Origin of the sequence: Paraburkholderia sp. (assembly GCF_028283785.1) — a bacterium.
Lineage (GTDB): Bacteria > Pseudomonadota > Gammaproteobacteria > Burkholderiales > Burkholderiaceae > Paraburkholderia.
Genome location: NZ_JAPWKB010000005.1, coordinates 139,486 through 160,313, shown reverse-complemented (window position 1 = coordinate 160,313; position 20,828 = coordinate 139,486). Strand labels below are relative to the sequence as shown.

Genomic DNA, 20,828 nt, shown 5'->3' with positions numbered 1-20,828 from the left:
CTACAAAAGCGGAACAGACAGGCGCGTGTCATGCACGCCCAAAAAGAAAAAGGCCGACCTGAACCGGTCGGCCTTTCTCGCTTACGACGGCAACAACCCAACTGGCGCGCATCGTAAGCGCGCGGTTCGACGCGCTTTAGCGCATCTTCGCGACGTCGGCAGCGGTGGTGGTGGCCGCCGGATTGCCGAACTGCGTCGTCGTGAAGTTGACGAGCTTCGCGACTTCGTCGTCGGTCAACTGGTCGGCGAACTGCGGCATCATCATGTGCTGATGATTCGTTTCACGGCTCACGCCATGCAGGATCACCATCGTCAGATTGTTCGCAGTCGATGCACCCACGGCCGAGTTGTTCAGCAGCGACGGATAGTTACCCGCTTCCTTGCCGCCGATACCCGCGCCGTTCCAGCCGTGACAGCTCGCGCAGTTGCCGTTGAACAGCGTGCGGCCGTTGGGCGTGGCACCGCCGCCCATTACGTCGAGCGCCTGATTGCGAATCTGCGCGACGCTCTGGATCGGCTCGCCGTACGCGAAGCGCGGCTTCGTCTCGCCGTTGTTCTGCGCAGGCACGTCACGCAGATACACGACCATCGCCTTCAGGTCGGCCGGGGTTAGAAAGCGCGTGCTGTTCTCGACCACTTCGGCCATCGGGCCGGCCGCGTTGGCTTTACCGGGCGCAGCGCCGTCGGCGAGATACGCGGTCAGCTCGTCGTCGCTCCAGCCGCCGATCCCCGCGATCTTGTCCGACGTGATGTTGTACGCCGTCCAGTTGCCGAGTTGCGCGCCCGCCAGCGATTTGCTGCCAAGACCCTGCATCACGTTACGCGGCGTATGGCATTCCTGGCAGTGTTCGAGCGCGCCGACCAGGTAGGCGCCGCGATTCCATTCGGCACTCTTCGTGGTGTCGGCGTGATACCGGCCCGACGAGAAGTTGAACAGATTCCAGAACATCATCGCCCAGCGCTGATTGAACGGGAACGGCAGTGCATTCGCGGGCGGCTGCTGCGCGATCGGCTTGACCGTCAGCAGGTACGCGCGGATCGCGCGCACGTCGTCGTCGGTCATCTGCGTGTACGACGTGTACGGCATGGCCGGATACAGACGCTTGCCGTCCTTCGACTTGCCTTCGCGCACGGCGCTGATGAAATCCGCTTCGCTCAGCGAGCCGATTCCGTTGACCGGGTCCGGCGTGATGTTGCTCGAATACATCGTGCCGAACGGCGTTTTGAACGGCACGCCACCGGCATACGGCTGCGCCTTGTTCGACGTGTGGCACGCGATACAGTCGGCGGCGCGGGCGAGATATTCGCCGTGCTTGATCAGGTCTGCATCGGTCGGATTCGCGGCATGCGCGGCGCTCGCCGCGCCGAACGTGCTGATCGCAAGCGCCGCGACCGGCAGCCATTTCGCGATGCCGGCGCGCACGCGGTGCTGGAGTGTGTTTTGCATCGTGGCTCCGTTACGCATGCTTCATTTCTTCGATGAGCTTGTCGGCAAGACGCATCGACAGCGCGGACAGCGTCAGCGTGCAGTTGACCGTGCCCGCGCTTGCCATCGTGCCGCTCGACGCGATGAACAGGTTGCGGTGATCGTGCGAACGCAGGTCTTTGTCGACCACGGAATCGCGCGGATCGTCGCCCATGATCAGCGTGCCCATGATGTGATTGTTGTTGAAGTACTTGTCGTCGTAACGGATATCCGTGCCGCCGAACAGGCTCGCGATCTTCGCGTAGTGATCGCGCGCGACCTTCGCCGCGCGGTCGATGTACGCGTCGATCCGGTAGTGCACTTCAGGACGCGCGATACCCAGCTTGTCCTTGAACTCGGTGCTCGCGGTAATGCGGTTTTCCGGGTCCGGCAGGATGTCGAAGAAGCTGTTCACGACCACCCAGCGCGACGCGTAGTCGCGAATCTTCTCGTCGAGTTCGGCGCCGTATACGCCTTTCGACAGCAGATAGTCGGTGACTGCGCGCATCGGCGAATAGTTGCCGACGTTGATCTTCATCGCCGAGTATTCCGAGCGGGTCGGGCCGTCGCGCAGATTGTTGATGCACGACAGACGCATCGGACCGCGGCCCGGCCACACCGGTTCGGCGGACAGGAACGTGACGCTGGTGCCCGGGTGGTCCATCAGGTTGCGGCCCACCTGGTCCGAGCTGTTGCCGATCCCGTTCGGATACTTGTCGCTTTGCGAGATCAGCATCAGCTTCGGCGTTTCGATCGCGTTCGCGGCGAGCACGAACAGCTTGCCGGTGACGCGCGTTTCCGTGCCGTTCGGGTCTTTGTAATGCACGGCCGCAATCTGGCCTTGCGCGTCGTGTTCGATCTTGTAGACCACGGCGTTCGGCAGCAGACGCGCCTTCGCGGCTTCGGCCTTGCGGATCGCGGTTTCGCCGGTGTATTGCGCTTCGATCGGGCAGATCGGCATGCAGTTGCTGTTACCGCAGCAGGCCGGACGGCCGTCGAACGGCGCGGTGTTGCGCGCGGCCGGTTCGGTCACGTGGTGATAACCGGCCGGTTCGACGAGTTCCTTGAAGCGGCGATCGAAATCCGACAACGGCAGCGGCGGATGCGGATACGGCTTCGAGCGCGGCGAACCGAGATCCTCCGGACCGCCCACGCCCATTTCCACTTCCGACTCGTAGTAATACGGTTCGAGGTCGTCATAGCTGATCGGCCAGTCGCGGCCCACGCCGTACAGGGTCTTCAGCTTCATGTCGCTGGGCAGCAGGCGCCACGATTGCGCGGACCAGTGCCAGGTCGTGCCGCCCACCACGCGCAGATAACCGGCCTTATACGGCTCGGGACCGCGTTGCACGAGGTAGTCGTTGCTCGGCGAATATTGCGGATGCGGCGCGTGTTCCGACGGCGGATACGGCGACTGGAAATCCGACTTGAACGCCGAATTCCGATAGTTTTCGACGACGCGCCAGCGCTCGATACGCGGACCCGCTTCGAGCATCAGTACATCGATGCCGGCTTTGGCGAGCTTCTGCGCGATCTGTCCGGCAGCAATACCCGCGCCGACGATCACGACGTCGGCAGATTGATTCGATGGCATGGATGACTCTGATCAGGAATGGGAGAATTTCGGCGGCTGCGCCCAGTAGCCGGGCACGCCACGGGCGTAGCTCGGCATCACGATCACGTCGGCGATCGGCGGATACATCAGCGCGTGCTCGTAAGCGACCGTGCGTGCCTTCGCGCCACGTCCCACCACGCCCAGATACCACGCGGGCATGATGCGTTTCGGAACGGTCGCGAGGTCGGCGTGCTGGTCGTCGAGAGTTTTTTGCAGGTCGCCTGCCGGGGTGGGCGTGGCGGCCAGCAGCGCATTCAATGCATTCAACTGGCTGACAAAGTTTGCGTCGTCGTCGATCAGACCGGTGTAGATCGCGTGACCGAGATCCGTGTCGAGCGACGTCTTGCCGGTCAGATACAGCGAGACCTTCATGAACGTGTCGAAGCCGGCATCGGTTGCCGCGCCGGGCGTGCCGTCCGCGAACGCTTTCGACAGCAACGGCGAACGCAGACCGGCGGCCGTCAGGCTCGCACCGAACGCAACGGCGACCGCCGCGCGCATCAGGAACTGACGCCGGGATGGCGCGCTCGGGGGCAAAGCCGGCGGCTCGCCTTGAGGAGTGTGGGTCATGGCTCTTGTGTGGGGACGTCGCGGGTTCAATCAGTGTAGGACAGCGGGCAGGTAAATGCCCTGACCGTGTGCGTGCATATGTCGAACAGGCGTTTGACCTGTTGGACCGGCGCGGCGGCATCTGTCCACTGCGGACCGCGAGTACATCGGATTTCTCAATGCGGCCGAAGCGCGCACTGCTCAAGCGCGACATTTTGCCCTGTACTCACCAGTTAGTTAAGGGTGTCGTTTGAGAATCGCCTTTGCAGGAAATAGAACAAATCCCTCTGCAAGCGGGTCGTCGGACATCGAACGTGCGTGCGATTTTTGAGCGGGCCTGCGGGAGCGCGGCGCGCATCGAGGACTGCGTCGAAGCATTGTTTCCGGCGTTGCGCCGTTGCCTGAAAACGCGTACTCTAACTTAGATAATTGAAGTCGGAGTTGAACATGTCGCATATCAGTTCGGGGGTCGAATACGGCCTGCATTGCCTGCTGTATCTGACGGAGCCGTCTGATGGCGCGCCCGAGGCGAGCGTGCGCGATCTCGCGGAATTGCAGGGCGTTCCCGCAGATTACGTCGCGAAGCTGTTTACGAAGCTGCACAAGGCGGGCCTCGTGATCGCAACGGAAGGCGCGAAGGGCGGCGTCGCGCTGGCGCGTCCCGCGAGCGAGATTTCGGTGCTCGACGTGGTGATCGCCATCGACGGCGACAAGCCGCTGTTCGAGTGCAAGGAAATTCGCGGGCGTTGCGCGGTATTCGGCGAGAGCGTGCCGGGTTGGGCGACGAGCGGTGTGTGTTCGATTCACGCGGTCATGCAGCAGGCCGACAAGCGCATGCGCGAATCGCTGGCAGCGCAGTCGCTGGCGGATCTATCGTCGCGCGTGACGGCCAAGGCGCCGCGCACGCACGGTCCGCAAGTGGTGAAGTGGCTGAAGGGCCGGTCGGCAAACCGGCGGCGCGATCGCGGCGCATCGGCTGATGCCGAATAGCGGTTCGCGGTGAGTGCGAGGTTTGAATCGCGGCGCATGCGCCGCTTTTTTTATGCCCGCACGGTCCAGACACGCTCCGCAAACACCCATAAAAAAGCGCCGCAATCTGCGGCGCGTTTTACTGATCGAAACGCGTATCACGCGTCGATCAATTCTTTTCCGGCAATCCGTTCGCGTTCCCAGACGGCCCATTGCGCGGCGACGTCGGCGAGTTCGTGCTGGGCGCGAACCAACGCTTCGGCACGCGATTGCGGGTCGGAGAATTGCAGCGGCTGCGCATCGACGAAGGTCGGTTCGCCGACGCCGATAAAACCGAACGACGCCTTCAGCGCAGGCGTCAACGCATCCATCGACGCGAACGGACTGCCCGCACGCAAGTCCGCGCCGCGCGTGGTCAGGAACAACACTTTCTGGCGGCTCAACTGACCGATGATCTGCCCGTCCGCCGAATACTTGTACGTGAGACCGGTACGCGTCACGTTGTCGATAAATGCCTTGAATACCGACGGCATCGACCAGTTGTACATCGGCATAGCGAACAGCAAAGCATCGGCTTCGAGCAGGCGCCGGCACAGCGCGTCGGAGGCGGCGAGCGTCGTTTTCATGTCGGCCGTTCGCTCGCTTTCCGCGCGGTAAGTCGCGATCGCGAATGCTTCGGTCACATGCGCCGGGGTATCGACGGTGACGTCGAGATAATCGACTTCCACATCGACCCCTTGCCGACGCAGAGTGTCGATGAACTGGCGCGACAACGCACGCGAATTGGAGTGCTCGCGCTTCGCGCTGGAGTCGACGTGAAACAGCTTCATGACATGCCTTTAAAAAATTGGAAGTGACCTCGTTCGGCGCATCGCGACATGCGAAATGCGACACGCGACGCGAATAGCGCTTACTTCTTGTCCCACATCACCAGGTCTTTGTCGCCGTCGTCCGCGACGAAGATGGCGAGCAGTTTTGCGGGCTGTGTCTTGCTGGCGTTTTCACTGACCATGTGATGCGCGCCCGGCGCTTCGGTCCACGATTCGCCGGCCTTGTAGACGCGCGATTCGCCGTTGTCGACCTGGCTGCGGATCGCGCCTTGCAGCACATAACCGACCACGAATGCCTGTCCATGACGATGCGACGGCGACACGCCGCCCGGCTTGTAATCCACGACAACCGCCGTCATGGTTTTGCCCGGCACGTTGACGATCGGCGTCTGGAACGCCGGCGTGATGTGCTCGCGCGCGCCTTCGACGCCATGCGCCCATGCGCCGGGTGTCGCGACGAGAACGGCAAGCGCTGCGGACGTTGCGACGAGGACTGACCTGAACGATTTCATTTCATCTCTCCAATGCGGTTTGCGTGGCGCACCGTGCGCCGTCTGAATTTCATTTGAACTACGACATTACATATCGTAGTTGAGAAGATAATCGGATTTCGGCGACGCTGCAAGCGGGGAAATTCGACCCGGAACGCGGATGCGGCAAATCGCATCGCGTATCGCGACGGGATGCGATTTGCGACGCGTTGTGGAAATCGATGGGGTGGCCTTTGAGTAAGGCTTGGGAAGCGCGGGAAAGTCGCGGAAAGCGCGTGCCCTCACGTGCTGCGACGGTTTGTCACAGCGCGTGAGGGCGGTCGGTAAATACAGCGTGAGCGCCGTCGGCGTCAAATGAAAACGACCCGCGCGTCATCGACGTCGCGGGTCGCAGTCAGGCAAAAAATCAGGCGGCGACGCTTATTTCGTCTGCTGATAACCGTCGGTCAGCGTGTTCAGGAAGGCCACCACGTCCTTGATTTCGGTTTCGTCCAGTGCGGGCTTGTCGCCCTTCTTGCGATCGAACGGCGGATCGGTATTCAGGTTCGTCCAGTATTGCTTCGGCAGATCGTCGTACTTTTGGACCTTGCCGTGCACGACGGGATAGAACTTCTCCGGATTCGTATCGCGCTCCACGTAGAAGCGAACCACTTCGTCGAGCGAGTGATAGATGCCGTTATGGAAGAACACCTTGCGCGTCGCGACGTTACGCAGCGACGGCGTGCGGAAAATCCCGCAATACTCGGCGTCGCCTTTCAGGTCCTGACGTTCAGGGCCGCATGCGCCGAGGTCGTAATACTTCGGATCCTTGTTGATCGGCAATGCGCGGTTGCGCGGCACGCCGATCGCGATCAGGCCGAAGTCGCTGAACTGCGGCGGCGTGCCGTCTTTCGCGCGCTGGCTGATGTGGCACGACGCGCAATTACCTTTGTTCTCGTCGTTGAACAGCTGAAGGCCGCGCATTTCGGCGGCGGTCAATTGCGTCTTGCCGGCAAGAAACGCGTCGTACTTGCTGGTGTACGGATAGAAGGCTTGCGGCGCCTGCTCGAACGCTTCGAGCGAGCGCAGGATCGCGTTGAATGCTTTCGCGTCGTCGTCGAAGATGTTTGCGCCGAAGGCTTCGCGCATCGAGTCGGCATACGGCGCGGCCTTCGCTGCGGCCACCACTTTCGCGGGCGTGCTGCCCATTTCGAACGACGAGGTCAGCGGAATCTTCGCCTGATCCGCGCCATGATCGACGCGACCGTCCCACGTCAGACCGCCGGTCGGACCGGCATCGATGCTTTCGTCGCCTTCGTCGTCGGAGTCGTGAAAGTGCTCGGTGAATTGCGGCACCGATTGCAGATACTTCAGCGACGGCACCGCGCGGAATCCGGCCCGACGCATATCCGAACCGCCGAGTTGCACCGACAGCGCGTTAGGCGGCCCGAACGCATGTTGCGGGCTATGGCACGACGCGCACGCGAGCTTGCCCGAACCGGACAGCGACGGATCGAAGAACAGCTTCTCGCCGAGTACCGTCATCTGTTTGACCTGCCTGAACACCTGCGCGCGCGTCTGGCCCGACACGGGTGCGGCGACCTGTTGAATCGCGGGCGGTTGCGTCGAGGCGGCAGGGCTCGATTGCGCGGCGCGCGAATCGCAGCCCGCGAGTTGGAGCAGCGCGATCGAGACCGCGCCGGTCATCAAGACCGACGCTGCGGCCGACCGGCGAACCGTGGGAGTGACGAAATGACGAGCGGGCATCAGCGATCGGGCAAAGCGCAGCATGAGCGTAAGGCCAGAGAAAGGAAGCCGAAGCGTAAGTCGAAAATGTGACTGCGACATGACATCGCCGCAAGCTTGCAAACATTTTACGAAACGGCACGAATGCTTACGCGATGAAAGGGACATTACATCGATCTGTCAAATGGCATTGCGATACTTCGCCACCGGTAATCCGATAGAAAGATTGATTCGGGCTATTTGTAAAACACCGGTTCCCCAACGACAGAGACCATTCGATGAATAACAGAACACTCGCGCTCGCCATTCCGCTTGCAGCGTCGATCGCTTTCGGACTGTACGCGTGCGGCGGCAACGCCGACAAGAAGACTGACCTGACGTCGGTGAAGAACATCGTCGTCATTTACGCCGAAAACCGCAGCTTCGACAATCTGTACGGCAATTTCCCGAACGCCAACGGCTTGCAGAGCGTGACGGCCGCGAGCGCGCAGCAACTCGATCGCGACGGAACGGTGCTGAGCACGTTGCCGAAGATCTGGGGCGGTCTGACCGCGACCGGCATCACGCCCGCCGTCACCGAAGCGATGACGGACAACCTTGCGAACGCAACCTTCGCGATCGACGACGCCGCGGGTTTCAACACGGCACTGTCGGTGACGACGCGCGATCTGTATCACCGGTTCTACGAGAACCAGATGCAGATTCACGGCGGCAAGAACGACATGTTCGCCGCGTGGGCCGATTCGGGCGGTCTCGTGATGGGCCACTACAACACCAACGCCGACAAGCTGCCGCTGTACAAGATCGCGCAGCAATTCACGCTGGCCGATAACTTCTTCATGGGCGCGTTCGGCGGTTCGTTCCTGAACCACCAATGGCTCGTGTGCGCGTGTACGCCGTTCTACGCGAACGCCGATACCAGCGTCGCGAAGGGTTCGATCTCGTCGGTGGATCCGGACGGCGTGTCGCTGACGCTGGCGTCGAATTCGCCGGCCTCGGCGATCACGGGCATTCCGAAGTTCAAGAATTCCGGCGCGCTGACGCCTGACTTCTACGCGATCAACACGATGCAGCCGCCGTATCAACCGAGCTCGGTGTCGCCGGCTTCGGGCGGCGACGCGACGCTGGCCGATCCGACGTCGGCGTCGGTGCTGCCGCCGCAAACGCAGCAGCATATCGGCGATCTGCTGAACAACGCGGGCGTGTCGTGGGCATGGTACGGCGGTTCGTGGGCGGCGGCGCTGGCCGATCGCGCGAACATGACCTATGGCGTGAACGTGTCGCCGAACTTCCAGACGCACCATCAGCCGTTCAACTACTTCGCCGACCTCGCACCGGGCACGACCAATCGGGCGACGCACCTGCTCGACGGCGGCAAGGACGGCGCGGAGTTCATCAAGACGATCGACGCCGGCACGCTGCCGTCCGTCAGCTTCTACAAGCCGCAGGGCAACCTGAACGAACACGCCGGTTATACGGACGTGGCGTCGGGCGACGCGCACATCGCGAACGTGATTGCGCATCTGCAAGCCAGCCCGCAGTGGAAGAACATGGTCGTGGTGGTGACGTACGACGAAAACGGCGGTTTCTGGGATCACGTGTCGCCGCCGAAGGGCGACCGTTGGGGTCCAGGCACGCGGATTCCGGCACTCGTGATTTCGCCGTACGCGAAGAAGGGCTTCGTCGATCACACGCAATACGACACGACGTCGATCCTGCGTCTGATCACGACGCGCTACGCGCTGCCGAAGCTGGCCGGCCTGGTCTCGCGCGACAACGCACTGGTCGCGGCAGGCGGCAAGTCGATGGGCGATCTGACCGCGGCGCTGGATTTCTCGCAGTAAGCGGGACGCCGGAAGCCTGTTTCAACGCAGTCGATAAAAACGGTGCGATGTGTTTATCACATCGCGCCGTTTTTTTATCCACCCGAACAAAAGCCCTTGTATCAAGGGCTAAAACTTACGATCCCAAGGCCGGATCGCTCATGCTGCTACGGCCCGTTTCGACGTGGCCGGCGATACGGCGCGTGAAATGCGCGTCGGTATCGACGGTGATCAGCAGGTCGTACCAGCCGTACGATTTGCGCAGGTCGAGATACACCTGATCGTCGTCGCCGCCGCGCACCGAATGCTGGATCGTCGCATTCGTGTCGTACGCGTTAGCGATCGTAAAGCGGCAACGGTCGCTGCCGGAGTTCGCGAGTCGCAACTGAAGATTGCCGTTCGCGACGTCGTAGCTTTCCGAGACGTCCGGACGCGCGGTGTCGTGTCCGAACCAGCTGGTCGCCACGAATTGACCGGCGAAGCGGCGCAGAAAACCGTTCGGCCCATGCACGGTGAAATCGTATGTGCCGTCCAGATTCAGCGTGAGTTGATCGTCGAGACGCTTGCCCGCTTCGACGGTATAGCTGCGCGGCGCTTGCAGGATATTGGCCGAATAGACGAGAAACACCGCGCCGAGTTTGCCGGTGTTGATCAGCCGGATCGGCAGCTTGCCTTGCGTCACCGCGCGAGCCTGCACGAACAGTTCGTAGTCGAGCGAGCGCGAAGGGCGCACGCCGGGTTCCTGTTTCGGCACCGCCTGAACTACCGGCGGCAGCGGAATGTAATCGGCGTGACGCGTCTGATCGGGCGGCGCGTACGCAGCGGTGGATGGCAGCGTCGGGAAGGCGTCGTTCGGGTTCTTGAAGTTGAACGCGGACGTCAGGTCGCCGCACACGGCACGACGCCACGGCGTGATGTTCGATTCCGCGAGCGCATGCTGCTTGCCGAAACGCGCGTCGATAAAGCGGATCACCGACGTGTGATCGAACACTTCCGAGCACACGTATCCGCCTTTCGACCACGGCGACACGACCAGCATCGGCACGCGCGGCCCGAGTCCGTACGGACCCGACGGATTGGCGGAATCGCCTGCGTAGATGTCGTGGGTGACGTCGACCGTAGACAGACCGTTTGCCGCCGACGCCGCTGCGAACGGCGGCGACAGGTGATCGAAGAAGCCGTCGTTTTCATCGAAGTTGATCAGCAGCACCGTCTTGCTCCAGATCTCCGGATTCGACGTCAGCACCTGCAACACCTGATCGACGTACCACGCGCCGTAGTTCGACGGCCAGTTCGGATGCTCGGAATACGCTTCCGGCGCGACGATCCACGACACCTGCGGCAGCGTGTTGTTTTGCACGTCCTTCTTCAGAATATCGAAGTACGTGCCGCCGGCCGATACATTGGTGCCGGTGCGCGCGTTGTCGTACAGCGGATTGCCCGGTTGCGCGTTGCGATACTGGTTGAAGTACAGCAGCGAGTTGTCGCCGTAATTGCCGATATACGCGTTCTGGGTCCAGCCCCACGAACCGTTCGCATCGAGACCGGTGCCCGCGTCCTGATAGATCTTCCACGTGATGCCCGCGTTCTGCAGCAGTTCGGGAAACGTCGACCAGCTATAACCGGCTTCCGCATTGTCGATCACGGGACCGCCGCCGTTGCCGTCGTTGCCGACCCAGCCGGTCCACATGTAGTAGCGGTTCGGGTCGGTCGGGCCCATCAGCGAGCAGTGATAGGCGTCGCAAATGGTGAATGCGTCGGCCAGCTGATAGTGGAACGGAATGTCGTCGCGGGTGAGGTAGGCCATCGTCGTGGTGCCTTTGGCGGGCACCCACTGATCGTAGCGGCCGCCGTTCCACGCAGCATGGGTCGAGGTCCAGTCGTGCGCGAGATCCTGCAGGAACTGCAGGCCGAGGTTCGGCGCGGTCGGACGAAACGGCAGCACGTAGCCAAGATCGGCGGCGAGCGGTTGATACCAGACCGGCTTGCCGTTGGGCAGCGAAATCGTCCGCGTGTCGCCGAAACCGCGCACGCCTTTGAGCGAGCCGAAGTAGTGGTCGAACGAACGGTTTTCCTGCATCAGGATCACGATGTGTTCGACATCGCGGATGCTGCCCGTCGCGTTGTTCGCGGGAATGGCAAGCGCGTTGCGGATGCCCACGGGCAGCATCGACAGCGCGGTGGCGGAACCCGCCAGCTGCGCGGCGTTACGCAAAAACTCACGGCGATTCTTCGAGGTCATGTCGGTTCAGTCCTTGTTGTGTGCAGCGGTTGACTTCGGTTGACGTCTGCTACCTTCAATCGGCGGTGTGAATCACGGGGGTGACGAGCGGCGGCAACGCGGACGCGGCATCGGCCGTGTCGGCGGCGATGCCGGATGCATCGGCCGGGGCGGTCGGGGACACAGCGGAAGACGTGATCGGCTGCGACGCCGCGTCCGGTGCGGACAGCGCGCGTTGTTGCGCTTCGGCGGCGGGCGTCAGGCGGACGGGCGGAGCGTCGTCGTGGCAGGCGGCGACGGACGCGCACAGCAACAGGCACGCGCAAAGCTGCGTGCCGTTTTCGACGCATGCGCCTTTCAACGGTGAAAGCAAACGTTTGCGCAGCGGCGCGCGGCAATGCGCTGGCCTGGCGAACATGGGTGCCTCGATCGGATCGTGGGAGTTTGCCGGGGTGACGTCGCATGATGCCGCGTGGAACGCGGCGCTCGCGACGCCCGGCTCGATGACGCCGAAGGATACCCAGCGACCTGTGTAATATTTATGAAGGTCGCGTAAGGGCCTGGCAGTGGATTGCCGCTAGCGGCCGCCGCGTCGGCGGAACACCCACCATCCGGCGAGCAGCGTGAAGCTGACGACGGTGGCCACCATCACCCAGAATCCGTGACGGCTTTCGGCGAGCGGAATCCCGCCGACGTTCATCCCGAACAGCCCGGCGATGATGTTGATCGGCAGCGCGAGCACGGTGACGAGCGTCAGCGTGAACAGCGTGCGGTTCGATTGCTCGGTGAGTCGCGCGGCGATCTCTTCCTGAAGCAGCTTGATGCGTTCGGCGAGCCCGGCCAGATCGCCGAGCACCAGCGAAAACTCTTCGGTCGAATCGCGCAGATGCTGGACATCCTGCGCGGACAGCCACGTGGGCGGGCGGATCAGCAGTCGGAAAATCGAGCCGGGTTCCGGCGCGAGCAGACGTTGCAGACGCACCAATACTCGCCGCATCGCGCCGAGATCGCGGCGGCTTTCGAAGTTGCGCGGCGACAGAAACTGATCCTCGATCCGGTCGACCTCGATGCTGCTGCGGCGCACGATCTGCACCAGCAGATCGGCCTGATCGCGAAACAGATGAATCAGCAGTTCGGCGGGGCTGGCGAACATCTCGCCTTCGCGCACGGCGGCGCGCAAACGGTCCACCGAGCGCAACTGCTTGAGCCGCGCGGTGACCATGATGCGTTCGTGCGTATAGACCCACAGCGTCGCGATTTCCGACGGCGTGTGCTCGAAATCGAACATCACGTCGTTGACCACGGCCAGCAGCGCACCGTGTTCATGCTCGATGCGCGTCGAGTGCGAGCCTTCGCGCAGCGCGTCGAAGAAGCTCTCCGGCAGATTCAGATGCGCGTGCATCCACCGCTCGCTGGATACATGCGCGAGGTTGAAGTGCAGCCACAGGAATTCGCCGTCGCGAGCGGGCGACGGCCGGCCGGTGGGTTCGAGATCGCGCGCGAGCCATTCGATCACCGACTCGGTGTCGAGCGGCGTGCCGGAGCGGCCCGGCGTAAACGCGAAGCCGCACACGAGCCCTGAGCGGTCGGCTCCGTAGGTTGCAGGCGCCAGATTCAGGTTCATCGGCGGCGTGTCGTCAGGCTTTCATATCGACCCAGATGCGTCCCCATGCCGTCGCATAGGCGAGCGCCTGCTCGCCGTCGTAAAAGAAGTCGAGGCCGCTGAAACTCTGTGCCGGGCGACCCGGCTTTTCGATCACGAGATCGGCGGCGTGCAGGCCGTCCGGCGTCGGCTCGGCGCTGGCTTTCAGGCGGAATCCGCGATGGGTGGTCAGAAGGGGCAGCATTGCGTCCATGAATATCAGTGCATTGGTGTCCGGCGTGGCAGCGAATGTCGGACATCGTCATTCGGCAGCAGCGCGGAAAACCCAGATTGTCTTGAATCTTGGTGACGATTCTGTGACTGTCACGAATGTTTCGCTTTTCGCGAACGGGGGCCGGAATGCACAACGCCGCGCCGGCCCTGTCGGGGCGGCGCGGCGTTGTAGCGTGCCGACAGCCGTGCAACCGGCCGTCTGACAGCTCAAGCGGAGCAGCGGGAGTTAGTCCGCTTTCACGCCTTCAACCTGAATTTGCAACTGCGTGGTCATGTTGAAACCGTAGCTCGCGCCGTAGTTCACGCCGAAGTCGGCGCGATTGAAGGTTGCGCTGGCTTCCGCGCCGCACACTTCACGCTTGAGCATCGGGTTGATGAAGCACTTGAACGAATCGAGCTTCAGCGTCAGCGGCTTGGTCACGCCGTGCAGCGTGAAATCGCCGTCCACTTCCGACGGCACGTCGCCGTTGAACTTGACGGTCTTGCTCTTGAACGTCGCGGTCGGGAATTTTTCGACGTCCAGGAACGCGTCCGACTTCACGTGCTTGTCGAGCGGCGCATTGCCGGTATCGATCGACGCTGCGTCGATCGTCACGTCGACCGTGCCGGTCTTCGCCGCGCGATCCAGCGTCACGACGCCGCTGCTCTTGGTGAACTTGCCGCGCCAGATCGACACGCCGCCGAAGTGGTCAGCCGCGAAGCTCGGGTACGTGTGCGTCGGGTCGAGGTTGTACGTGGTCGATGCGGCCATTGCCGAACCCGCGATCATGGCGAACACGCCTGCTGCAATCAGTTGCTTCTTCAATTCAGACTCCTTGGGAAATCACGTGATAGAGACGGGCGGCGCGATGCTGCCCGGGAATGCGGTGCGTGCCGGTGCGACGCTCAGTGGCCGTTCGACACGATGTGAAACTTGAGCTGGACGTCGTCGGCGACGATCGACGTGTCTTTCCAGTCGCCTTGGCCTATGCCGTATTGCAGGCGCTTGACCGGCAACGTGCCGTCGAATACCTGCGACGTGCCGTTCTTGTGGTACTGCACCGGCACGACGACCGCGCTGCTCTTGCCGCGAATCGTCAGCGTGCCGCTGACCGCGAAGCTGCCGTTCGCCGCCGGTTTGATCGACGTCGAAACGAAGGTCGCGTGCGGGAAATCCTTCGCATCGAACCAGTCCTTGCCCGCGACTTCCGCGTTGTAATCGGCGCTGCCGAGATCGAAGCTCGCGACGTCCACGTCGAGTTGCGCTTTCGAGGCCGCCAGATTGGCCGGGTCGAACTGGACGGTTGCGTTGACCTTGTTGAAGGTGCCGTCCACCGGCACGTTCATCTGTTTGAAGGTCGCGGTGACGGTGTTTTTGGCCGGGTCCGCGGCGCCGAACGACGGCGCGCTGAACGCGATGGCGGCAACCGTGGCGATGACGCCGACCGGCGCGAGCAGTGTGCGGATGCGTGGGGAAGACGACATGGTGAGCCTCGAAGAAAAAGGGTTCAGCGGCGCTCAGCGGCCAAACGGCAGCATTCGCGACAACAGCTTCTGACGGTCGATCACCTGATGCTTGACGACCGCCAGCAAGTGACCCGCGACCACCGCGAGCAGCGTGTAATTCAGATAGATGTGGGTTTTCTTCAGCACCAGCGCGATGGCCGGATCGGCGCCGATCAGCTTGGGCAGCGGCAACACGCCCAGATAGACCACCTGAATGCCGGCGGCCGAACTGTAGAAATAACCGGTGACGGGAATCGCCAGCATCAGCAGATAGAGCAGCGCGTGACCGGCGTGCGCGGCGCGCTTTTCCCAGTCGTGCATGCCTGCGGGCAGCGCGGGCGGGCGATTCAGCGCGCGCCAGACGACGCGCAGCACGGCCAGCACGAGGACGGTCACGCCGATCCACTTGTGCCAGGAAAAGTAGCGAAGCTTGGTCGGTGTGAAGCCCGGAATGTCGGTCATGATCCAGCCGAGCGCGAAACCCCACACGATCAACGCGGCGATCACCCAGTGCAGGCTCATCGCGATGCGCGTGTACCTGGGCGGGCTGGAAGCGGCGTCAGTCGCGGCAGAGGGCGTTGTCATAAAGGGTTTCCACTGAGTGTGCGTCGCACTATACGGACGCCAATTCGCAGAAACAATGGCTTAAACTTGATCGTTAATATCTAAATTTTCGATACTCATGCGTGATCGTTCCCCTACGCTGGACCAGTTGCGGGTCTTTCTGGCCGTTGCCGAAGCGGGCAGTTTTTCGCGCGCGGCCGAGACGCTCGACCGCGCGCAATCCGTTGTCAGCTATACGATCGCGACGCTGGAGACGCAGTTGGGTTGCGCGCTGTTCGAGCGCGCGCGGCGGCGTCCCGTGTTGACCGAAGCCGGGCGCGCGATGATGACCGACGCACGCCGCGTCGATCTGTTGATGCGCGGACTGACCGCGCGCGCGGCGGGTCTGACCGAAGGTCTGGAAGGCGAGGTGTCGCTGGCGGTGGACGTGATGTATCCGTCGGCGCAACTGGTGGCTGTGCTTCAGGCGTTCGCGCGGCAATTTCCGACGGTCGCGCTGAAGCTGCAAATGGAAGCGCTCGGCGGCGTGCTGAAACTGGTCGTCGACGAAGAAAGCGGTCTGGGCATTTCCGGCCCGCAGGAAAGCTGGCCGGATTCGATCGAAGCCGCCGCCGCCGGCGCGACGCGGCTCGAAGTGGTGGCCGCGCCGTGTCATCCGCTGGCGCAATTCGGCGACTCGATTCCGGTGTCCGCCGCGCGCGAGCACACCCAGCTGGTGCTGTCCGACCGCAGCCGGATGACCGAAGGCCGCAATTTCGGCGTGTACGCGACCCAAACCTGGCGGCTCGGCGATCTCGACGCCAAGCACCGTCTGTTGCTCGCCGGACTGGGTTGGGGCTCGATGCCCGCGCATATCGTCGAAGACGACCTGAAAACCGGCGCGCTGGTGCGTCTGCCGCTGGCCGACCGCACCCATCTGCGTTACCCGTTTTCGATGATCTACAAGCTCGAGTCGCGTAAAGGCCCGGCGACCCGCTGGCTGCTGGAACGCTTTATCGCGGAAGGGGTCAGCTCGGGCGCACAAGCGATGTCGTGACGCAGGCCCGTCTGCGGGTTGCCGCGAGATAGCAGCGGGAAGGGCGAAGTTTGGGGTGTCGCCCCTTAACTAAACGGTCCACTGTCAACCTTTTCTCAAAAAAACCGTTATCCCGTTGTAATCGTCAAAGAGTACGACGTCGCACGCACTCGATGCGCCTCTGGTCAGCGTCCCTGGCCAGCCCTCGCAGGACCCGCAAGAACACATGTCTGACCGAAACACCGACAACCGTAGCCGTGTCATCGCGTTGCTGGATCGCGCGTCGAAAGCCGCCTGCAATCAACGCCTCGTATCGCCGCTGCTCGCGCTGCTTGTCTGCGGATTGCTGCTGCTGGTGCTTCAGCATCTGTCCGAAGTCGTCAATTACCGCTCCGTGATGCGCGATCTGCGCAATCTGTCCGCACTCGAATGGGTCGGCTCGCTCGGCGCGACCGCGTTGAGCTACGTGGCGCTGGTCGGGCGCGACGCAGTCGGCTTGCGCTACGTCGGCACGACGGTATCGCGCGGCGCGCTGTGGATCGGTGCGACGACCGGTTCCGCGCTCGGCAACGCCACCGGCTTCGGCGCGCTGACAGGCGGCGCGGTGCGTGCGCGCGTGTACGGCGGCTCGGGCGTGACGCCCGCGCAGATCGGCCGGATGACGGTGTTCACCAGTGTTTCGCTGGCGCTCGCGCTGGTATTGATGACCGCGCTCGGCATGGTCTGCGCAAGCACGATGCTCGCGCCGCTGCTGCATTTGCCGCCGGTCGTGCTGAAGGTTGCCGGCATCGTGCTGCTCGCGTTGCTGGCGCTGGCGGCAGCCGGTTGCCGTCGCGAAACGCGCGAAATTCGCACCCGCTGGACGTGGCTTTCGTTCGATATTCCGGCGCGACGCGATCTCGTCGCGCAAGTCGCGCTGGCGGTGATCGACGTCGTCGCGGCCGGGCTCGCGCTGTGGGCGGTGATGCCGCACGTCGAAAACGTCAGCTTTATCACGTTTATCACCGTGTACGGCGCGGCCATGCTGCTCGGCATGATCGGCCATACGCCCGGCGGCGTCGGCGTGTTCGAAGCCGCGATGATGTTCACGCTCGGCGGCAGCTTGCAGACGCACGACATGGTCGCCGCGCTGCTGGCGTACCGCGCGATCTACTTCGGCGTGCCGCTGATCGTGTCGGCGGGTTTGCTGGCCGGTTTCGAAGGCCGCGCGCTGCACGACCGTCTGCAATTGCATCGGGCCGCGCGCGTGTCGTCGCTGGCGCCGCTGTTTCTCGGTCTCGTGACCTTCGTCGTCGGCGGGATGCTGGTGATTTCCAGCGCGACGCCCGCGTTCTGGCAACGGATCGCGATTCTGCGCGACATGCTGCCGTTGTGGGTGCTCGAAAGCTCGCAGATGCTGTGCAGTCTGGTCGGCGTGCTGCTGCTGTTCGTCGCGCGCGGGCTGATGCGCCGCCTCGACGCCGCGTGGTGGCTGACGCTCGCGCTGGCCGCGTTGAGCCTCGGCCTGTCGCTCGCGAAGGGTTTGGCGTTCGTCGAAGCGAGCGTGCTCGGCATGCTGATCGTGCTGTTGCTCGCGACGCGCGGCCGCTTCAACCGTCGCTCGTCGCTGTTCGCATGGCGCTTTACGCCGGGCTGGCTGGTGTCGGTCGCGATGGTGTTGATGCTGGCGGTGTGGGTGATGCTGTTCGCATTCCGCGATATTCCGTACACGCGCGACCTCTGGTGGCAATTCGCGTTCGACGAACGCGCGCCGCGCGCGTTGCGCGCGACGCTGGCCGCGACCGTGCTGGCGGCGATGCTGGCGTGCTGGCAGTTGCTGCGTCCCGCGCCGGGCCGTTTCGTGAAGCCCGCGCAGCAGGACTTGTGCGATGCCGCGCGGATCGTCCGCGCGCAGGAGCGCAGCGATGCCGGTCTCGCGCTGATGGGCGACAAGAGTTTCCTGTTTTCCGAGTCGCGCGAAGCGTTTCTGATGTACGCCAAGCATGGCCGCACGTGGGCCGCGCTGCACGATCCGGTCGGTCCGCGTTCGGAATGGGCGGCGTTGATCGCCCAGTTCGTCGCGATGGCGCATGCGCACGGCGGTCGCGCCGCGTTCTATCAGGTGCGCGCGAACGCGCTGCCGCTGTATCTGGACGCCGGTCTGACGCTGATGAAGCTCGGCGAGGAAGCGCATGTCGTGCTCGACGATTTCGACCTGAAGGGTTCGCACCGCGCGCATCTGCGTTATGCGTTGAAGCGCGGCGAGCGCGACGGTCTGACGGTCGAAGTGCTGCAACCGGCGCAGGTTCAGGACGCGTTGCCGACGCTGCGCGCCATTTCCGACGGCTGGCTCGGCACGCGCGACGCGCGCGAGAAGAGTTTCTCGGTCGCCGCGTTCACCGACGATTACCTGCTTGCGCAATCGGTGATGCTGGTGCGTCAGCAGGGTGTGCCGGTCGCGTTTCTGACCTTCATGACCACCGATATGAACACTGAAGCCACGGTCGGCGTGATGCGTCATCTGGCGGAAGCGTCGTCGGTGGCGATGGAGTATCTGTTCACGCAACTGGCGCTGCATCTGAAGGAAGCCGGATTCCGGTCGCTGAGTCTCGGCGTTGCGCCGTTGTCCGGCGTGGAACCGACGCCGCTGTCGTCGCGCTGGCATCAACTGGCGGGGATGATGTGGCGTTTCGGCGGCCGTTTTTATAATTTTCGCGGACTGCGGACTTTCAAAAGCAAGTTCCAGCCGCACTGGGAGCCGCGCTATCTGGCGGCTTCCGGCTCTGTCGGCGTGTTTTTTACCCTCGCCGATCTGTCGTTGCTGGCGGGAGGCCGGCGTTCATGAAATTGCATTGGATTGGTAAGCTCGCGGCGTCCGCGAGCGTGGTGGCGTGCGCTGTTGCAGGTGCGATCGGCACGATGGTCGCGGCAGATGCCGCACAGAACGTCGGGTCGGCATCGACGAAAAACGTCAAACCGGCCGCGCTCGCCGCACCGGTTGCGCAAGCCGCCGAAGCACCGAAATCCGCCGATGGCGCGACCACGGTGTCCGGCGGTCGATACGGCGATGTGTCGGTATGGAAACCGGCTGGTGCGATGCGCGGCTTCGTCGTGCTGTTTTCGCGCGAAACCGGCTGGGGCACGGCCGACCGGCAAACCGCCGATGCGCTCGCGCATGCCGGCGCGATGGTGGTCGGCGTGGACACGGCGCGTTATGCGGCGAATCTGGTGGCGAAGAAGGAAACCTGCCATCAACTGGTGGGCGATGCGGAAGCGGTGAGCCATCAACTGGAACGCCAGTCGCAATCGAGCCAGTATTTCGCGCCGATCGTCGCAGGCACCGGCCCTGGCGCCGCGCTGGCGATGCAGGTGCTGGCGCAGGCGCCGTCGAACACGATCGCGGGCGCGGTGTCGGTCGATGCCGCGCATGATGCCGATCCGCGTTTTCAGCCGTGCCCGCCCGATCCGACCGTGAGCCGCGGCAAGGGTTTGCCGGGTTTCGTCGAAACCGCCGCCAACATGGCCGCCGACGCCGAACCGGCGAAGCTGGTCGCGCTGATCACGCCGCATCTGCATCAGGCGACGTCGAACGAGGAAGACGTGTCGGACTTGCCGCTGGTCGAATTGCCGGCGTTGCATCCGGACGGCACGCTCGCCATCGTGATGTCCGGCGACGGCGGCTGGCGCGACCTCGACAAGACGATCGGCGAGAATTTGCGCAAGGACGGCGTGTCGGTGGTCGGCTGGGACAGCCTGCGGTATTTCTGGAGCGAGAAGACGCCCGCGCAGACCAGTCACGATCTGGCGCGCGTGATCCAGACGTATGCGTCGCGCTGGCATGCGAGCCGTGTCGCGCTGGTCGGTTATTCGTTCGGCGCCGACGTGATGCCGTTCGCGTACAACCGTCTGCCGGACGCGGTCCGCGACAAGGTTGCGCTGATTTCGCTGCTGGGCTTCGCGCCCGACGCCGACTTCCAGATACGCGTGGGCGGCTGGCTCGGCATGCCCGCCAGCGACAACGCGTTGCCGGTCAAACCGGAATTCTCGAAGCTGCCGGTCAAGATCGTGCAATGCTTCTACGGCGAAAACGAGAAGGAAACGCTGTGTCCGGCGTTGACGAATACCGGCGTGGACGTGATCAAGACGCAGGGCGATCATCACTTCGGCGGTGATTATTCGGCGCTGGAGAAGCGGATTCTGGCGGGCTTGCGGAAATAGGGA

18 protein-coding genes are annotated in these 20,828 nt (G+C 63.3%); 5 read left to right on the top strand and 13 right to left on the bottom strand.

Annotated features, from left to right (window positions below; genetic code table 11):
* Positions 1-136: 136 nt before the first annotated feature.
* Genes PW947_RS04785 through PW947_RS04775 form a run of 3 tightly spaced genes read right to left on the bottom strand, consistent with a single transcriptional unit; the run spans position 137 to position 3,650 of the window.
* A complete protein-coding gene (locus PW947_RS04785; protein WP_299629928.1) occupies positions 137-1,447 on the bottom strand; it encodes a cytochrome c in 1,311 nt (436 codons plus the stop codon).
* Positions 1,448-1,457: 10 nt separating this feature from the next.
* Complete coding sequence (locus PW947_RS04780; RefSeq protein ID WP_299629927.1) at positions 1,458-3,059, bottom strand: GMC family oxidoreductase; 1,602 nt, start codon at positions 3,057-3,059, stop codon at positions 1,458-1,460.
* 12 nt (positions 3,060-3,071) lie between these two features.
* Positions 3,072-3,650, bottom strand: a complete 579-nt coding sequence (locus tag PW947_RS04775) for a sugar dehydrogenase complex small subunit (RefSeq protein ID WP_299629926.1) — start codon at positions 3,648-3,650, stop codon at positions 3,072-3,074.
* Between the two features lie 426 nt (positions 3,651-4,076).
* On the opposite strand from PW947_RS04775, the gene PW947_RS04770 reads away from it, so the two are divergent.
* Positions 4,077-4,619 (top strand): Rrf2 family transcriptional regulator, encoded by a 543-nt coding sequence (locus PW947_RS04770; protein ID WP_299629925.1) that lies wholly within the window; start codon positions 4,077-4,079, stop codon positions 4,617-4,619.
* A gap of 137 nt (positions 4,620-4,756) precedes the next feature.
* Here PW947_RS04770 and PW947_RS04765 read toward each other — a convergent pair whose 3' ends face one another.
* From PW947_RS04765 to PW947_RS04755, 3 genes are all read right to left on the bottom strand, one after another.
* Positions 4,757-5,428 (bottom strand): NAD(P)H-dependent oxidoreductase, encoded by a 672-nt coding sequence (locus PW947_RS04765; protein ID WP_299629924.1) that lies wholly within the window; start codon positions 5,426-5,428, stop codon positions 4,757-4,759.
* An 80-nt stretch (positions 5,429-5,508) separates the two neighbouring features.
* Entirely contained in the window at positions 5,509-5,940 is a 432-nt protein-coding gene (locus PW947_RS04760) for a cupin domain-containing protein (RefSeq protein ID WP_299629923.1), read from the bottom strand.
* A gap of 399 nt (positions 5,941-6,339) precedes the next feature.
* Positions 6,340-7,605 (bottom strand): cytochrome c peroxidase, encoded by a 1,266-nt coding sequence (locus tag PW947_RS04755; RefSeq protein WP_299630576.1) that lies wholly within the window; start codon positions 7,603-7,605, stop codon positions 6,340-6,342.
* Between the two features lie 317 nt (positions 7,606-7,922).
* Here PW947_RS04755 and PW947_RS04750 point away from each other — a divergent pair, with 317 nt between their 5' ends.
* Positions 7,923-9,488 (top strand): acid phosphatase, encoded by a 1,566-nt coding sequence (locus PW947_RS04750; RefSeq protein ID WP_299629922.1) that lies wholly within the window; start codon positions 7,923-7,925, stop codon positions 9,486-9,488.
* A gap of 115 nt (positions 9,489-9,603) precedes the next feature.
* On the opposite strand, the gene PW947_RS04745 is transcribed toward PW947_RS04750, so the two are convergent.
* The 7 genes from PW947_RS04745 to PW947_RS04715 all read right to left on the bottom strand — a co-directional run bounded on the left by PW947_RS04745 (position 9,604) and on the right by PW947_RS04715 (position 15,634).
* Positions 9,604-11,709 (bottom strand): phosphocholine-specific phospholipase C, encoded by a 2,106-nt coding sequence (locus PW947_RS04745; RefSeq protein WP_299629921.1) that lies wholly within the window; start codon positions 11,707-11,709, stop codon positions 9,604-9,606.
* Positions 11,710-11,764: 55 nt separating this feature from the next.
* Positions 11,765-12,106 carry a hypothetical protein gene (locus PW947_RS04740; protein ID WP_299629920.1) on the bottom strand — a complete coding sequence of 114 codons (342 nt, stop codon included), beginning with the start codon at positions 12,104-12,106 and terminating at the stop codon, positions 11,765-11,767.
* A 159-nt stretch (positions 12,107-12,265) separates the two neighbouring features.
* The gene (locus PW947_RS04735) at positions 12,266-13,312 is read right to left on the bottom strand and encodes a transporter (RefSeq protein ID WP_299629919.1); all 1,047 of its coding nucleotides are present in this window, start codon (positions 13,310-13,312) and stop codon (positions 12,266-12,268) included.
* Positions 13,313-13,325: 13 nt separating this feature from the next.
* Positions 13,326-13,535, bottom strand: coding sequence for a hypothetical protein (locus tag PW947_RS04730; RefSeq protein WP_299629918.1), 210 nt, complete (start codon positions 13,533-13,535; stop codon positions 13,326-13,328).
* 255 nt (positions 13,536-13,790) lie between these two features.
* Complete coding sequence (locus PW947_RS04725; RefSeq protein WP_299629917.1) at positions 13,791-14,369, bottom strand: YceI family protein; 579 nt, start codon at positions 14,367-14,369, stop codon at positions 13,791-13,793.
* A gap of 80 nt (positions 14,370-14,449) precedes the next feature.
* The gene (locus PW947_RS04720) at positions 14,450-15,028 is read right to left on the bottom strand and encodes a YceI family protein (RefSeq protein ID WP_299629916.1); all 579 of its coding nucleotides are present in this window, start codon (positions 15,026-15,028) and stop codon (positions 14,450-14,452) included.
* 33 nt (positions 15,029-15,061) lie between these two features.
* Positions 15,062-15,634, bottom strand: a complete 573-nt coding sequence (locus tag PW947_RS04715) for a cytochrome b (RefSeq protein ID WP_299629915.1) — start codon at positions 15,632-15,634, stop codon at positions 15,062-15,064.
* 97 nt (positions 15,635-15,731) lie between these two features.
* On the opposite strand from PW947_RS04715, the gene PW947_RS04710 reads away from it, so the two are divergent.
* The 3 genes from PW947_RS04710 (at position 15,732) to PW947_RS04700 (ending at position 20,825) form a co-directional block, all read left to right on the top strand.
* Positions 15,732-16,649, top strand: coding sequence for a LysR family transcriptional regulator (locus PW947_RS04710; RefSeq protein ID WP_299629914.1), 918 nt, complete (start codon positions 15,732-15,734; stop codon positions 16,647-16,649).
* Between the two features lie 205 nt (positions 16,650-16,854).
* Positions 16,855-19,452 (top strand): bifunctional lysylphosphatidylglycerol flippase/synthetase MprF, encoded by a 2,598-nt coding sequence (mprF, locus tag PW947_RS04705; RefSeq protein ID WP_299629913.1) that lies wholly within the window; start codon positions 16,855-16,857, stop codon positions 19,450-19,452.
* The gene (locus tag PW947_RS04700) at positions 19,449-20,825 is read left to right on the top strand and encodes an AcvB/VirJ family lysyl-phosphatidylglycerol hydrolase (protein ID WP_299629912.1); all 1,377 of its coding nucleotides are present in this window, start codon (positions 19,449-19,451) and stop codon (positions 20,823-20,825) included. Before mprF ends, PW947_RS04700 begins: the two co-directional genes overlap by 4 nt.
* Positions 20,826-20,828 lie beyond the last annotated feature (3 nt).